This is a genomic window from Anaerocolumna sp. AGMB13020, from assembly GCF_033100115.1.
Taxonomy (GTDB): Bacteria; Bacillota; Clostridia; order Lachnospirales; family Lachnospiraceae; genus Anaerocolumna.
Genome location: NZ_CP136910.1, coordinates 2289816 through 2305690, shown reverse-complemented (window position 1 = coordinate 2305690; position 15875 = coordinate 2289816). Strand labels below are relative to the sequence as shown.

Genomic DNA, 15875 nt, shown 5'->3' with positions numbered 1-15875 from the left:
CAATGTCCCCATGTACTTAAAATTGAGGAGAAGGAAGAATGGAACAGAATATTAAGGAAATACAACCGGGGGAACTGCTTACCCACGTTGTACATTATAAACATGAAGGGTATCGCCTGGTAGCAATATCAGCAACTACAAAAGACGGAATAGAGCTAAGCTATTCCTTTGACAAAGAGTATGACTTTATACATCTGAGACTGATCATTGACAGCACTACTGAGATTGAGAGTATCAGCTCCCTCTATTCCTACGCATTTCTATATGAGAATGAGATCAAGGAATTATTCGGAGTTCCGATAAAAGATATTTCCATCGATTTCAACAATCAGCTGTACCGTATACCGATAGCTACACCATTTGCCGCAAAGGAGGAAAAAGCATGAGCGACCGTACTGTAATCCCCTTTGGCCCCCAGCATCCGGTACTGCCGGAACCTATTCATCTGGATCTGGTACTTGAGGATGAGACCGTAGTGGAGGCCATTCCTCAGATTGGATATATTCACAGAGGCCTTGAGAAGCTGGTGGAGAAAAAAGATTTTCAGCAATATACCTTTGTAGCGGAAAGAATCTGCGGAATCTGTTCTTTTATGCATGGAATGGGTTACTGTATGTCCCTTGAAAGCATCATGGACGTAAAGATACCCGACAGAGCAGATTTTCTGCGTACTATCTGGGCAGAGCTGTCCAGAATGCACAGCCATCTTCTGTGGCTGGGACTATTGGCAGATGCTTTTGGCTTTGAAAGCTTGTTTATGCATTCCTGGCGTTTAAGAGAGCAGGTACTTGATATTTTCGAAGAGACCACCGGCGGACGAGTGATTTTCTCAGTCTGTGAAATCGGTGGGGTTAAGAAAGACATCAGTTCAGAGACCTTAAAGAAGATTAATGAAACCATGTATGTTATTGAGAAGGAATTGACAGAGCTTACTACCGTGTTCTTTAAGGATTCCTCTGTAAAATATCGAACCAAAGGTGTGGGAGTCTTATCAAAACAGTTGGCTTTTGAACTTGGAGCAGTAGGGCCTATGGGAAAAGCCAGTGGTTTGAACTTTGATATGAGAACCCAGGGTTATGCAGCCTATAAGCACCTTAATTTTGCACCGGTAATTGATACGGAAGGAGATTCCTATGCAAGAACCAGTGTCCGTATCAAGGAGATCTTTCAGTCCATTGACCTTATAAGGCAGGCTATCAGCTTAATACCGGAAGGAGATATTAAGGTTAAGGTAACCGGAAATCCCAATGGAGAGCACTTTACCAGAGTAGAACAGCCAAGAGGAGAGGTGATTTATTATACCAAAGCCAACGGAACAAAATTCCTTGACAGAGTAAGGGTTAGAACACCGACCTTTGCCAATGTCCCGGCACTGTTAGAAACACTCAAAGGCTGCTCACTGGCAGATGTACCTATTCTGATATTGACCATAGATCCCTGTATCAGCTGTACCGAAAGGTAGAGGCTGTCAGGGGGTGTCTGAAAACTCATGGTACCGTTTGGAAGGCCCCACTTTGCAGTATTCTGCGTTAGCAATTTTGGGAGCGTGACACCTATACCAGGAGGTTCCCAAATTCGCGTTTTGCTGTTTATCGCGTTTTGCTGTTTATCGCAAATTGCTGTTTGTCGCAAATTGCCTCCTGCAAAGTGAAACTCCAGCCCAGCACGAGCAGTTTTCAGACACACCCTGGTTTAACTTATATAAATGTTCTTTATAATTCAAGGTAAGCACGTATCGGAACGGAGGAATTTATGGCGATACTAAATATGACGAAAACCCTTATTAAGAGCTTGTTTCACGGGCCTTACACCCGTCTTTATCCATTGAAGGAAAAAGATAAATATGAACGCACCAGAGGCAAGATAGAAATCAATATGCCCCAGTGCATTTACTGCGGGATGTGCCAGAGACGCTGCCCCACAGGAGCAATTCTGGTAAGCAAAGCAGATGCCTCCTGGGAAATCGACCGCTTAAAATGCATCCAATGCGGTTACTGCAGTGAGGTATGTCCCAAGAAATGCCTGACAATGGATAATCACTACACAACTCCATCCTATGGGGAGTCTAAGGATCAATATACCAATGCATGAATATCCGGTAACACAAAGAATAATTGAAATGGCAGAGGAGTACCTGAAAAAAAATCAGGGAACCTCTGTGGAACAGATAAATCTGGTAGTAGGAGATTACTCCGGTTATGTGGCAGATTCCATAAATCTGTATTTTGATATCATAGCTGAAGGGTCTCCCTGCGAAAATGCGAAATTAAATATCGAAAGGGTTAAACCGAAGCTTAAATGCACCTCCTGTCAGGCGTATTTTGAACGAAAGCCCTTCTCCTTTGAGTGCCCCTATTGTAAAGGAGCAGGAGAACCTACAGAGATAGGAAAAGAATTCTATCTCAAATCCATTGAAATCAGGTAGAGCCTGAGGGATTTTTAAGATAGGATATAGGACATACAGCAAGATAAATGAAAGCTAGGGTTCATAAATAAAAGCTAGGGTTCATAAATAAAAGCTAGGATCTGTAATAAAAAACAAGATTCATAAATAAAGCTTAAATTAATTAATAAAAGCTTAAATTAATTAATAAAAGCTTAGATTTATAAATAAAAAGCTTGAGGTATGAAGCAACTGGAAATACATTTTGTTAAACGGTTATATGGTGATGTATATATTATTTAAAGGGGATATAGTTCTTTCTATCGTCCAGACAAAATAACACCTTATATTCAGGTATACTTGTTATGGCAAAAGAACTAAAATCAGCCTATATGTAAGTATCTGAAAGTTCACCAGGTCAGGAAAGAAGGTATATATGGAAGCGACAAAAGAAATTGAAATCATGCAGTCTGTTTATGATAAAAACGATGAAGTAGCTGCTAAAACCAAAGAGAATTTTACCAATAAAGGTATATTTGCAGTGAATGTTATGGGAGCTCCGGGAGTAGGAAAGACTTCTTCCCTGGTACAGATTATAAAGGGGTTGGAGAATATCACCTCCTATGTAATAGAAGGGGACATCGAAGCAGATTTTGATACCAGGCTGTTACAGTCCTTAGGAGTGGAAGCCATTCAGATAAATACAGGAGGAGCCTGCCATCTGGACTCACCCCTGATAAAAAAGGCAGCAGGAGAACTTGACCTGGCACCTGGTGTTTTGTTTATTGAAAATATCGGAAATCTGGTGTGTCCGGCAGAATTTCAGATTGGAGAGCATGTAAAACTGTTAATCGGTTCTGTAACCGAAGGAAGCGATAAGCCTTATAAATATCCCCTTGCTTATGAGAAAGCAGATATCATATTGCTGAATAAATGTGATTTGCTGCCCTATGTGGATTTTGATGAAGAATTTTTCTTAAAAGGAGTACGTGCTTTAAATAAGACAGCCCCTGTAATCAAGGTATCTGCCAGAAGCAAAGAAGGCTATGAGGAAGTAGTTCAGTGGATAAAAGGAAAAAAGGAATTGTTATAAAAAGGATATTGGTATACGGAATTGTGCAAGGGGTGGGTTTCCGCCCTTTTGTATATTCTCTGGCAAAGAGGCTTGAAATTGTTGGTGGTGTCTGTAATCTGGGCGGTATTGTAGAGATAATCGCGGCTGCTTTGGAAGAAGTGCATAAGGAATTTCTGGAGGAACTAAGGAACGAAGAAGGAAAAGACTATGAAATCCATGCCATCGAAGCAGAAAAGATTACAAAGGAGCAACTAACCAGGGAACAGCTTGCTGTGTATGAAAGCGGTGAATTTGTTATTAGTGCCAGTACTAATAATATACAAGGCTTTTCTCTTACACCGGATATTGGTTTATGTGAGAACTGTGCGTCTGAATTAGCGGACAAACTTAACAGAAGATACCGGCATCCCTTTATCAGCTGTGCAGCCTGCGGGCCCAGATATACCATACTGGAGCACACCCCTTATGACAGAAATACCACAGTAATGAAGGAATTTTCCATGTGTGATGCCTGTAACCATGAATATACGGCAGCTTCTGACAGGCGGTTCCATGCTGAAACCATATCCTGCATGGAATGCGGACCTGTTCTTCGGTGGGAGGAAAACGCAGGGGAGATATCAGCCAGTTCGTTCAGGGCTGAGGGAGAAACTGCTTTGGCTGAGGCAATAAAGGTAATCAGGTCGGGAGGTATAGCAGCAGTTAAAGGAATAGGGGGTTTTCATTATATATGTTCTCCTTTTTTAAATGAAACAGTACAGAAGCTTCGTCTGCTGAAAGGGCGGGAGAAGAAACCCTTTGCGCTCTGTTTTCCGGATATGGAAACTCTTAAAGCTTATACTCAGGTAAACAAAGAGGAGGAAAAACTGCTTCGCAGTAAGGCAAGGCCAATTGTGCTTTTATATGAGAAGGAGAGAAGAATTTCAGATGGGGTCAGTGGAGAGAGCATTTATCTTGGAGCCTTTCTTCCGTATACACCGATTCAGCTCTTATTAACGAAAGAGCTTGGGCCACTTATTATGACCAGTGCCAACTTATCGGGAAAACCAATCATACGAGAGAACAGTGAGATACTCTCCCTTAACTCTCCTTATCTGAATGGAGTATTATATCATGATCGTAAGATTCTGCGTTCTGTGGATGATTCTGTGGTGAAAGTAATAAATAAGAAACGTCAGATCATACGAAGAAGCAGGGGGTATGCCCCTTATCCAGTCTTACTGCCTGAAGGCAATGCAGAAATATTTGCAGCCGGAGGAGACCTAAAAGCGTCCTTTTGTCTTTATAAGGGTGGAAGAGCAGTAATGTCTCAATATTTTGGCGATTTAGAGGAATATGATATCTTAAGGGAATACCAAAAAGCATATGAGGACTTAAAGGCTCTTCTCTTCCTTTCACCAAAGCTAGCAGTCTGTGACATGCATCCGGGCTACCATTCCACAGAATTTGCCAGGGGATTGGCGCTTCCGGTGCTGCGAGTTCAGCATCATCATGCCCATATAGCTTCTGTTATGGCTGAACATGATCTTAAGGGTAAGGTACTTGGTATTGCTTTTGATGGAACCGGTTATGGGATGGACGGGAATGTTTGGGGTGGGGAATTCCTGCTTTGTGAGGGTGGAGAATTTACAAGAGTGGGACACTTAAGTTATACACCTTTAATGGGAGGGGATGCTTCTCAGAAGGATGCGGGAAAGACTGCTCTTTGTTATCTTCTGGCAGAGGGGCTTTCAGAGGTTATAAAGGATGACAGGAGTGCCATGATCAAAGCAGCTTTAATCCATAGTACAAATACGGTACTTTCCTCCAGTATGGGAAGACTCTTTGATGGGGTTTCGGCTTTGCTTGGGATCTGTTCAGAGAGCAGGTATGAGGGAGAAGCCGCAGTGCTGCTGGAGCAGGAGGGCAGGAAAGCTCTGATGGCGGAAATTGCACCTGTCTTTATGGAATTTGATATAACAGAGGATAACGGAATATATCAGATGAAGCCAGGTGGTGTGATTCGTAGACTTGCAGCTTCCAAAGCTACAGAGGACAGAGGAGCATTATCCCTTGGATTTCATTATGCTATAGCGGAAGCAGTACTACGTATCTGCAACAGTCTTAGCCGGAAAGAAGATATTTCTGCGGTTGCCCTTAGCGGAGGAGTCTTTGCAAATTCCTTGCTGCTAGAGAGGGTAACTCAACGTCTGTCAGAGCAGGGGTTTCAGGTATATCGTAATGAAGCGGTATCCCCGGGGGATGGAGGCATCAGCCTTGGTCAGACATATATAGGATTAAAGAGGTATGAGAAAATATCAGGTAGAGATATAATAGGCTAAGAATAACAGACAGAGATATAACAGACAGAGATATAACAGGCAGAGATATAACAAGCAGAGATATAACAGGCTAAGATATAACAGGCGGGGATATATCAGGCTAAGATATAACAAGCTGAGATAGATATATTTTAAGAAATTATCATTCTGAGTTAATAACAGCGAAAGATATAAGTACAAGATATATAAATATAAGATAATATAAGTATAAGATATTATCAGTAATTATAGTATTTGTTTGAGGTTAAGGGAATCGATGAGCCGCTGCATTCTTTTACTTGCAAAAGCAGCCATAACTAAGTTGTTTCCATTAGAAATGAGAAAAACTTCAGTTTATACAGAGTATAATTATTAACGGATAGTAACTGATTCAAAAATTACAGGAATTATCGGCCATTGCAGTAGAAAAGAGGTTAATATGTGTGTAGCAGTACCGGGAAAAATAACTGAGATAAAGGGGGACACCGCCAAAGCGGATATCCTGGGAAATATATGTGAGACCAATATCAGTCTGGTGGAGGCAAAGGTGGGGGATTATATCTTAATCCATGCAGGCTTTGCCATTGAGGTGGTGCAAAAAGACCAGGCGGAAGAAATGATAAGTATTTTTTCAGAATTAAATGAGGTAATAAATGCTGACACTTGAGAAAGTAACAGAAGAAATCAAGAAGTATAAAGGTAGAAAGATTAAGATTATGGAGGTCTGCGGAACCCATACAGCAAGTATTTTTAAGGCGGGCATACGCTCTTTGCTGCCGGAAGAAATCCAGCTCATATCAGGCCCGGGCTGTCCGGTATGCGTAACACCCTCTGGTTATATCGATGAATTAATAGAGTATGCCGGCAAAGAGAAGTATGAAGTCTTATCCTTTGGAGATATGATGAAAGTGCGAGGCAGCAAGTATTCCCTGACCCAGGCTAAAGCAATGGGAGGGCGTGTAAGGTTCCTTTACTCCCCTTTGCAGGCTGTTAAGCTGGCGAAGGAGAATCCGGGTATTACTTATATATTTGCAGCAGTGGGTTTTGAGACCACAGCTCCTTTGTATGCAATACTTATAGAGGAAATGGAGCGAGAAGGTATCAGGAATCTGAAGCTTCTAACAGCTATAAAGACCATGATTCCTGCATTGTCCTATCTGTGTGAGAAAGAAGAAGGCATAGATGGATTCTTATGTCCGGGGCATGTAAGTGTCATTATAGGCAGTAAGATATACGAACCCTTGGCGGAAAAATATCAGAAACCTTTTGTGGTAGCCGGTTTTGAAGGAGAGCATATTCTTGCCGCTGTTTACGAGATTCTGACACAAGTTTCTGCGGGTGAATACCGGGTTAAGAATCTTTATACCAGTGCAGTAAAAGAGGAAGGAAACAGGAAAGCCATGGATGCGGTGATGAAATACTTTGAACCCTCTGATGCATGGTGGAGAGGTATCGGTAATATAGCATCTTCCGGTCTTGCCCTGAAAACAGATTATGCCGACTATGGTATCCACAGTGACTTATCTGTGGCGGAAGAGAGCCTCCCGTCAGGCTGTCGCTGTACAGAGGTCATCCTGGGCAGAATTAGTCCCTCCCAGTGCCCGGCCTTTGGTAAACGTTGTACTCCTATGGATGCTTTAGGACCCTGTATGGTATCAGCAGAAGGAGCCTGTGGAATCTGGTATAAGAACAGTTGAAGATAAAAGGATAATAAGAAAGGTTAATTAGAAAAAGGATAACAAGATAAAAAGGTAATAAAGAAAGAATAATAGAAAAAGAGTAATAAAAAAAGTGATAAGAGTAATATGAGTAATAAGATAAAAGAGTAATAAAATAGAAAGACAATATGATAAAGAAGTAAAAACCTTCAAGGAATAAGAAGATAATAGGAAATATACAGAGTGCAGGAAGGAATCAGAAGATGCGGATAGATATGTCTTACGGCAGTGGCGGTAAACAGACCACCAGTCTGATAAACGAAATTTTTATGAAGCACTTTACCAATGAAGTGTTAAACAAGCTGGAAGATAGTGCTGTACTGACAGTTAAGAACAGGATAGCCTTTACGACAGATTCCTTTGTGGTAACCCCTATGTTCTTTCAAGGCGGTGACATTGGGAAAGTAGCTGTGTGCGGTACGGTAAACGATCTGCTGATGATGGGAGCCATACCGAAATACTTAACGGCAGGTTTCATAATAGAAGAAGGAGCCTCTTTTGAAGATCTTGAGCGAATTGCCTTTTCTATGTCAGAAGCAGCCAAGGAAGCAGGCGTATTTATCGTAGCAGGTGATACGAAGGTGATAGAGGGAAATGGTGGTATTTATATTAATACTTCAGGTATCGGAGAGATAGAGAAAGAAGGAATCAGTATAGCTGCCTGTAAAGAAGGGGATGTTATCCTTCTCTCCGGTAACCTGGGTGAACATCATGCAGCTATAATGTCCCATCGAATGGAGATTGAGAATGACATCCGAAGCGACTGCGCGCCGCTAAAAGAGCTTGTTACGAAGCTTATGGAGGAGGAAATTGATATTCATTGTATGCGGGATGTAACAAGGGGTGGACTGGCTACCGTGTTAAATGAAGTAGCGGCAGCATCCTCCTGTCAGGTATTGCTTGAGGAAAAAGCACTTCCTATAAGCCAAAAGGTTAAGGGTTTCTGTGATATTTTGGGACTTGACCCATTATATATGGCCAACGAAGGCAAGCTTATTGCAGTTGTTGCAAAAGAGGATGCAGAGAAGGCTTTACAGATTATGAGAAATTCGAAATATGGTGAGAATACTGCATTAATCGGCAATATTCGAAGTGGTTCAAAGGTAATACTGAACACTATTTATAACGGCAGCCGTATTGTGGATGTACTTTATGGAGAAGGGCTCCCTCGTATATGTTAAGGTGTAAATGTAGCTTGTTTTGATCAAATGAAATATAAGGTGATAAAGTTTATGTTTCTTTCGGCTGAAAGTTTCAGGATTATATTGCATTACAAATAGAAATCACCTGCCTCTTTAGAATTAATAAGGGGCAGAACAAGAGAAAAGGCAGCAGCTGGTTAGGATAAAGGAGAAGTACTTTTATTCTAATCAACTGCTTATTTTATGAAGATAATTTTTAATTGTAATCAGATAAATCTGCAATTGCAACAAGGTAGCTATAACAAGGTAACAACAGCAAGGCAACAACAGCAAGGCAACAACAGCAAGGCAACAACAGCAAGGCAATAACAGCAAGGCAATAACAGCAATGCAGTTACAACAAGTTAGTACGACAAAGCAATCGTATACCATAAAGCAATCGCTATAAATTAGTTGTCATAAAAAACTCTTACTAGTTAAAATACATCGAAATTACAACGAAATAAATATCATCTATCATATTGTATGTATGTCGTATGTATAACCAAAATAAATTTATAGTTTGTTTTGAAATATAAATACCTGAATTGTAATGACATATGTATGAAAAAGAAAATGAGGTGATAGTTTGTTATGTCAGATTTCGTAATAGATTATGATGCGCTGGCGTCTGTCATAGAATACTCCAAAGATCTGGAAAGACAAACGAATGATTATGCGGAGGAGCTGGAGCAGAATATTGTAACGGCAATAGATAATGTTACAGGTGCCTCATCAGGAAATTTAACAAATGCAAGAGATTTGGTAAGTGACAAAATCAAAATGTTAAAAGGAAAGTCTGAAAATTTTAACCATTTGGCAAATCAAATCAGGGAGTTAATTGAAGTGGCCATTCAGAGGGATCAGGAAGTCGCAGATACAATTGCAATGCAAAGCAGATATAAGTTGGTTCATAATGAATCCGGTCGTCTTGAGAATTGGGTAGACAAAATATTAAAATTATTGGTTAGCATTGGTGATAACAAATTAGTAATGAAATTGATTGCAGACAGCATAAAAGATCTTTTGCCCGGTTCAAGATTCACGAAAGATTTTATTATAGAATGGTATAAGGAAGCATTGACAGAATATAGTAAGTCTGAATGGATGTCAGGATACGGAAAAGAGGTAAGAAAATTTCCAGACTTGAAAAATAATCAGGAAAATGATAATGTAAATTTAAAAAATGCAATCAAAAATTGGTATAAGAATCCAGATGACAAACAAAGTAAAAAATCAGAAGATAAAGATGATAAAAAGTTATTATCTTATGAACAGGATTTAATTAATTTAAAATATGCAAGGAATTTACCACAAGCATACAGATATCTATTAAAATACTTATGGGATAGATTTCCTGGGCTTTACTCCGAGCAAATGAAGCAAATGGCGATAATTGGAGGAATGGATACAGAATGGGCAGAGATATACGGAGATTTTGCAACAATGACGCTTCTGGAAGGGTTTGCGGTAGTAACAGTTAAAGGTGTACAAGCAATAAAGAATCTTAAGACCGGTGAAATAATATACAGTGAAAGTGTGGTGGCCGGTAGTGGTGTTGGGAATCTAACGAATAAGGCTAGTGGTGGGGCTAAAGGTATTCGTGAGGGGGCGGGGAATGCTGGAAAGGCTATTAAGGGTTCGGGTAAGTTAACTACTGGTGCCGATTGGAGTGGAAAAACAAGTGAATTGGCAAAGACAGCACCGACATCTATTCCAAGTAATGCAACGGTTAAAGTCCAGTCTAAAACAGGATATGACCAGATAAGTTATAAGTGGTCAGATGGAACATATAAATATGAAGCTCGCTGGCATACAAAAACTCCTGGTGCACCAACAGGACAAGGCAACACATGGGTTGTAGAACGTACTACTCCAGGCACTCCAACAGGACAAAAGGCAGTAACACATATATTAACGGGTGATAGTGTATGGACAAGTAGATATGATTGGCAACAAGCAATAACAGCCTTTCAAAACGATATTGCAACAGAAGCACAAAAAACGTTATTAGAAAGCGGACATTGGGTTGCTCCATAGGAGGTAAAAATGGATAATATAATATGGGATTTTTATGAAGGGTATGAAGGAGAAGGAGAAATTCAATTTATACAGGCACTTGACAATGATAATAGAAATGTCATAAGAATATGGGATGGATATTTTGACGACATCATGGAAAAAATTGAACCAGAGGAAAGTGGGTGGACTGGCTTGGCGTATTATTATAACCTTGCTGAAGGATGGTATGATGAAAGTCCATGGCAAATACCTAATCTTATGAAATCATTTCAGCAGATTAAACAAACTGAAAATGCAAAATTTAGATTTCCCAACTCTAAAAAGGTAACAGATGAAATTTGTAATCTTCTGAGTAATGCACTTGACAATGACAATTGTGTTTATATTGCAAGAGAATAAATTGAATTTTTTTAATTGGGTTTTTTAACGATTCTAAAAGTTTTTTAGACCTTTAAACCAGGGTTATTATTTGGTTTGAAGGTCTGTTTAGTTGATTTTGTTTTAAATTATTATAATTAATAGATAAATTTTACAGTGAGACTGTGAAATAAAGTCTGTAAAATAAGTATTTCGATTAGGCTTTCTATGATAAAATAAATATATTATAGGAGGCCTTTAATTATGGCAAAAAAACGTGAACCGGTCAGAATGACCGAAGGAAAGAAAAACATCATCGCTGCTCTTTTACAGGAATACGACATCCAGTCTGCTGAAGATATCCAGGATGCACTTAAAGACCTGTTGGGTGGCACAATCAAGGAAATGCTTGAAGTAGAAATGGACGATCATCTGGGCTATGTTCCGTATGAAAGATCCGAAAACCAGAACTCTCGAAACGGTTATAAACAAAAGCAGATCAGAAGTAAATACGGCGAAGCAACAATTAATGTCCCTCAGGACCGCGAAAGTTCTTTTGAACCTAAGGTAGTTAAGAAAAGGCAGAAAGATATATCGGCGATCGATGACAAGATCATATCCATGTATGCCAAAGGAAAGACAACACGTCAGATTTCTGAGACGATCGAGGATATCTACGGATTCGAAGTCAGTGAAGGCATGGTATCAGACATAACCGACAAACTTCTCCCGGAGATTGAACAGTGGCAGAACCGTCCTCTTTCAAGCATTTATCCTATCGTTTTCATCGATGCAGTACATTTCTCAGTAAGGGACAACAGCATCATCAAGAAGCTGGCTGCATACATAATCCTTGGTATAAATGAAGAAGGCAGAAAAGAGGTATTATTGATACAGGTAGGTGCCAATGAGAGCAGTAAATACTGGCTCAGTATCCTTAACGAGCTTAAAAACCGAGGTGTACAGGATATACTCCTTCTTTGCGCAGACGGGCTGACTGGCATCAAGGAATCCATAGCAGTGGCCTTCCCTAACACTGAATACCAACGCTGCATCGTACATCAGGTGAGAAATACCTTGAAATACGTGGCTGACAAGGACAAGAAGGAATTCGCAACTGACCTAAAGAAAATCTACCATGCAGCTTCAGAAGAAACCATAAATCCATGCTGATACAGAAAAGCTTCTTCTAAAGCGAGTTGGTCTATAAAGGAGTCAATGTAATTTTCAACCAGTTTCTTCTCTTTGTCTGGCAAATTTTCAATAAAAATCTCGGACTGTAGAATCCTTTTTTCTTCCTGTTCAGATTTATCAGGTTGGCTTTTATGAAATACATCAATTAACATGTTTATGCGTTCCTGAATAAACATATCCAGTAATTCCTGATCGGTCATAATACTTCCCTTTTTTGAGAATATACGATACCGAAATAATATCAGAAAGTCGATACCAGAAACTACTAAAAACAGATGCTTTGTATTGGCTAAATAGTTCAAACGAATTCTCAAAATGCTTATTGTCTCAATTCACTAGCTATGGTTTTAAAGGAGTCGTTCATGACCCCGGCTCTTTAACCTGCATCATTTTCTACCCCATGGTTCATCTCTATTTTGGGAGCAAAATAAGGCGAGTATTTGCCAGTTCAGAAATTTATAAATGATTGCGATTGTGCGACTTGAGGGATATGAAAAACTGGCCTGTATGCGACATTTTTCTGAAAAAGCAACCGGAATACAAACAGGAGGCAATAGCAATTCAAACAGTTATTAGGTGCAAAGGAAAAATCCTATGTTTTTCAAATTTGCCCAACGAGGTGTTTTGTGCCTGAATGGCATATATGTTCTACCATCGGTTTTAAACGTCACACAGGGGCAATTATTTGCGATACAGGGCAAACAAAAAGTGGTATATTAATTCTATTTCACCAGAAGCTTAGCCAGATCATCTACCCTATGGTTCATGGTGAACCATGAATTTACATCAAACTGGTTCTATGGTAAAATGGGACTGCCGGGGGTTACAGGGGGTAAAAACACTTCTTCTGTAGCTCCCTTTTCTGTTCTTTTTTCTGTTGTTTCTTCTCCTGAAAACAAATCCAGAAATGACTTGCAATCCATTCCATACAGAGTTAACATCAACAACCAATAAAAGAACAAAGTCTCAGGCACTGGTCTGCATTATGCGTCGATTGGTGAACATAGTGTACGGAATGATGAAAAATAAGACGGAATACCGGGAACCACTGCCAGAAAAAGAACAGTAATTTCTTTCTTAAAAATAGCACGAAGATGTGCTATACTTTTTAAAACGAATACGAAATTTCACCCCTTTTCGTATATCTCAGTACTCCACCTGAGGGGGCGGGGAATGCTGGAAAGGCTATTAAGGGTTCGGGTAAGACAGGCACTGTATGGGATAAAATAACAGGAACTGCAGATAACATACCAAATACTAAAGTACCAACAACATTTAAAATAGACCTTGATAGTAAAATTAATTATGTAAATCCCCAGATAGGTACTAGAACATTATGGACTAATACAAATGCTACCAAACATATGGGTGAATATATTGGAAGGTTTGGTGGAGAAACAGCCAGTACGGGAGTAAGAAGCCAACTTATGCTGGAAAGTTATCAGGCTGCGTTAAATCAAGCGATGAAAGAAGTTTCATCATTATCACCAGGAAGATATTTTGGAGCTTATGGTAACTGGGAAATTGGCATAAACACAGAAACTGGTGTAGTATATCACGCATTAATGAATTAAAGGAGATAAATTAATGTTTCAACTTAAAACGATAAAAAAACAGAAAAAGTATCGACGTGATTTTGAGGGAATGGGGGAAGGGTTGGTTTTATTAAAAGTAGAGTCAGAAGTTAAAAATGCAGGGTATAATTACCATTTGTTTTATAGAAATGGAAAGAAACCACCATTAGATATTGCGATAAACCCAAATGACTTTAGTATTGAATATGCTAGCTTTTTTTTACAAGATGAACTCATACGGGTTGAGAATGGTATATCAGAAATTGTATACAGCGATGATAATTTATTGATTTTTTCTGAGGGTTTTACCATTGATACCACTAATTTAAGTTTCACGAAAGATTTTGAAGTTTTTTTCTCAGAAAATAATTTGATAATACTAGAAGCAGGTATTAAAAATAGTGTTTGCGGATATTCTCTGACTGAAGCTAACTATATATTAGTAGCAGAAAATAATAATATTGTGGGACTTGCTTTAAAAAATATTTCTTTGAATGAAATGAAAGTCCTGAGGGAAGTAAAAGTAATATAAACGGGAACCCTCCAAGCAGTAATAAGAAAATTTTAGTTTGGAGGGTTTATAATGTTTGAGATACCTATCAATTCAAGGCTACAATTTCTCTATATATTTTAGAACCTTTACTTCATCCATGAATCCATGCTGATACAGAAAAGCTTCTTCAAGAGCAAGTTGGCTTATAAGGGAGTAAAATTGCTATCTCTTTTTGCTTGAAAATAAAAGTAGTGATGTGATAATGGAAGGATGGCCACAAAACTGATTTCTAGGTTTCAGAGGTTACAAAAATAAGAAAAGAAAGAGATGTACAGGAAATAAATAAAAAATGCACAAAAACAAAACAATATTTTGATTATATTTAACAAAAATAACAAATGTACTTGACGTAATACAATTCGTATGGTAATTTATCTATATAAAACAGTTATATTTTATACAGTATTTGCAATTTAATAGGATTGTTACTGGGAATTGACGAGCAATATGCTCGAAAATTAGAGCAGGCAAAACCAATCTCGTAATTCATAGTATCGCTATGGTTTAGATGATTGGTTTTTTTTATTTCATGAATTAAACCGTCAGGATAACAGCATTCTTAAGGAGAACGTCATGGTTGTTGAGAAAATTATCAATAATAATATTATAAGCTCCTTTGATGAAAAAGGGAATGAAATTGTTGTAATGGGACGGGGGCTGGGATTTAAGGTTAAGCCGGGGCAAACCATTGATCAGGATAAAGTAGAGAAAATATTCCGAATGGATAATGACCAGGAAGCAAAGCTATTGGAAGCAGTGTTAGCTGATATTCCAATTGAAAATATCCAGCTGTGCAATGAGATAATCAGTTATGCAAAAACAGTAATCAAGAGCAAGTTGAGCAAGAACATATACATTACTCTTACCGATCATATTAATTATGCCATAACCCGGTACCAGGAAGGCGTCCATTTTACCAATGCACTTAAGTGGGAGATTAAAAAATTCTATCATGAGGAATTTGAAGCCGGAAAAAAGGCAGTTGAATTGATTCGGGAAAGAATCGGAATCGATATGACGGAGGATGAGGCAGCTTCTATTGCATTACATTTTGTAAATGCAGAGCTTGGTATGGAGATTTCCAATACAATTGATGTTACCAAGCTGATTCAAAATGTACTAAAGATTATTACCTACCATTTTCAGCTGGTTATAAATGAAGACACCATTAATTATGAAAGGTTCATAACACATTTAAAATTCTTTTCACAAAGGGTTGTAACGAATAACAACAATTCAGGGGTGGATGAAGAACTCTATCAGATGGTAAAAAATCAATACCCGGCAGCATATGCCTGTACCGAAAAGATTAAGGCTTATGTGGAACAGGAATATCACATAGAGCTGCCGAAGGAAGAGATGGTATATCTGACCATCCATATTAAACGAATTGTAAGTTAACAGATCATTTATTGCTAATTTCATAATCAGGATTGTTACTGTTGTACAGAGGCTACGGCTTCGAGGTGAACAGGCAAAACCTAAACGTTGTTGCAAAGAGCATATTCTTTGCTTACG

15 protein-coding genes and 1 pseudogene are annotated in these 15875 nt (G+C 38.9%); 15 read left to right on the top strand and 1 reads right to left on the bottom strand.

The window, feature by feature from the left end:
* Positions 1–38 precede the first annotated feature (38 nt).
* The 12 genes and pseudogenes from R2R35_RS09150 to R2R35_RS09095 form a co-directional block, all read left to right on the top strand.
* Complete coding sequence (locus tag R2R35_RS09150; RefSeq protein ID WP_317734203.1) at positions 39–386, top strand: NADH-quinone oxidoreductase subunit C; 348 nt, start codon at positions 39–41, stop codon at positions 384–386.
* Complete coding sequence (locus R2R35_RS09145) at positions 383–1462, top strand: hydrogenase large subunit (protein WP_317734202.1); 1080 nt, start codon at positions 383–385, stop codon at positions 1460–1462. The genes R2R35_RS09150 and R2R35_RS09145 overlap by 4 nt, the downstream gene beginning before the upstream one ends.
* A 290-nt stretch (positions 1463–1752) precedes the next feature.
* The gene (locus tag R2R35_RS09140; RefSeq protein ID WP_317734201.1) at positions 1753–2091 is read left to right on the top strand and encodes a 4Fe-4S binding protein; all 339 of its coding nucleotides are present in this window, start codon (positions 1753–1755) and stop codon (positions 2089–2091) included.
* Positions 2084–2425 (top strand): hydrogenase maturation nickel metallochaperone HypA/HybF, encoded by a 342-nt coding sequence (locus R2R35_RS09135; protein WP_317734200.1) that lies wholly within the window; start codon positions 2084–2086, stop codon positions 2423–2425. The genes R2R35_RS09140 and R2R35_RS09135 overlap by 8 nt, the downstream gene beginning before the upstream one ends.
* Positions 2426–2819: 394 nt before the next feature.
* Positions 2820–3476, top strand: a complete 657-nt coding sequence (hypB, locus tag R2R35_RS09130; protein ID WP_317734199.1) for a hydrogenase nickel incorporation protein HypB — start codon at positions 2820–2822, stop codon at positions 3474–3476.
* Positions 3446–5779, top strand: coding sequence for a carbamoyltransferase HypF (hypF, locus tag R2R35_RS09125; RefSeq protein ID WP_317734198.1), 2334 nt, complete (start codon positions 3446–3448; stop codon positions 5777–5779). The genes hypB and hypF overlap by 31 nt, the downstream gene beginning before the upstream one ends.
* A gap of 418 nt (positions 5780–6197) precedes the next feature.
* The gene (locus tag R2R35_RS09120; protein WP_317734197.1) at positions 6198–6425 is read left to right on the top strand and encodes a HypC/HybG/HupF family hydrogenase formation chaperone; all 228 of its coding nucleotides are present in this window, start codon (positions 6198–6200) and stop codon (positions 6423–6425) included.
* On the top strand, positions 6412–7455 hold the full coding sequence (gene hypD / locus R2R35_RS09115; protein WP_317734196.1) for a hydrogenase formation protein HypD: 1044 nt from the start codon (positions 6412–6414) through the stop codon (positions 7453–7455). Before R2R35_RS09120 ends, hypD begins: the two co-directional genes overlap by 14 nt.
* 224 nt (positions 7456–7679) lie before the next feature.
* Positions 7680–8657, top strand: coding sequence for a hydrogenase expression/formation protein HypE (gene hypE / locus R2R35_RS09110; RefSeq protein WP_317734194.1), 978 nt, complete (start codon positions 7680–7682; stop codon positions 8655–8657).
* A gap of 594 nt (positions 8658–9251) precedes the next feature.
* Positions 9252–10697, top strand: coding sequence for a hypothetical protein (locus tag R2R35_RS09105; protein ID WP_317734193.1), 1446 nt, complete (start codon positions 9252–9254; stop codon positions 10695–10697).
* 9 nt (positions 10698–10706) lie between these two features.
* The gene (locus R2R35_RS09100) at positions 10707–11078 is read left to right on the top strand and encodes a hypothetical protein (RefSeq protein WP_317734192.1); all 372 of its coding nucleotides are present in this window, start codon (positions 10707–10709) and stop codon (positions 11076–11078) included.
* 222 nt (positions 11079–11300) lie between these two features.
* Positions 11301–12191: pseudogene (locus R2R35_RS09095) on the top strand (IS256 family transposase); the annotation flags it as partial.
* Here the strand turns inward: R2R35_RS09095 and R2R35_RS09090 are convergent.
* Positions 12170–12430, bottom strand: coding sequence for a hypothetical protein (locus R2R35_RS09090; protein WP_317734191.1), 261 nt, complete (start codon positions 12428–12430; stop codon positions 12170–12172). The pseudogene R2R35_RS09095 and the gene R2R35_RS09090 sit on opposite strands and share 22 nt — an antisense overlap.
* 1227 nt (positions 12431–13657) lie before the next feature.
* Here R2R35_RS09090 and R2R35_RS09085 point away from each other — a divergent pair.
* The 3 genes from R2R35_RS09085 (at position 13658) to licT (ending at position 15758) form a co-directional block, all read left to right on the top strand.
* Complete coding sequence (locus tag R2R35_RS09085; RefSeq protein ID WP_317734190.1) at positions 13658–13804, top strand: hypothetical protein; 147 nt, start codon at positions 13658–13660, stop codon at positions 13802–13804.
* A gap of 13 nt (positions 13805–13817) precedes the next feature.
* Entirely contained in the window at positions 13818–14336 is a 519-nt protein-coding gene (locus R2R35_RS09080) for a hypothetical protein (protein ID WP_317734189.1), read from the top strand.
* Positions 14337–14930: 594 nt separating this feature from the next.
* Positions 14931–15758: a BglG family transcription antiterminator LicT gene (gene licT, locus R2R35_RS09075; protein ID WP_317734188.1), complete on the top strand. Its 828-nt coding sequence runs from the start codon at positions 14931–14933 to the stop codon at positions 15756–15758.
* Positions 15759–15875 lie beyond the last annotated feature (117 nt).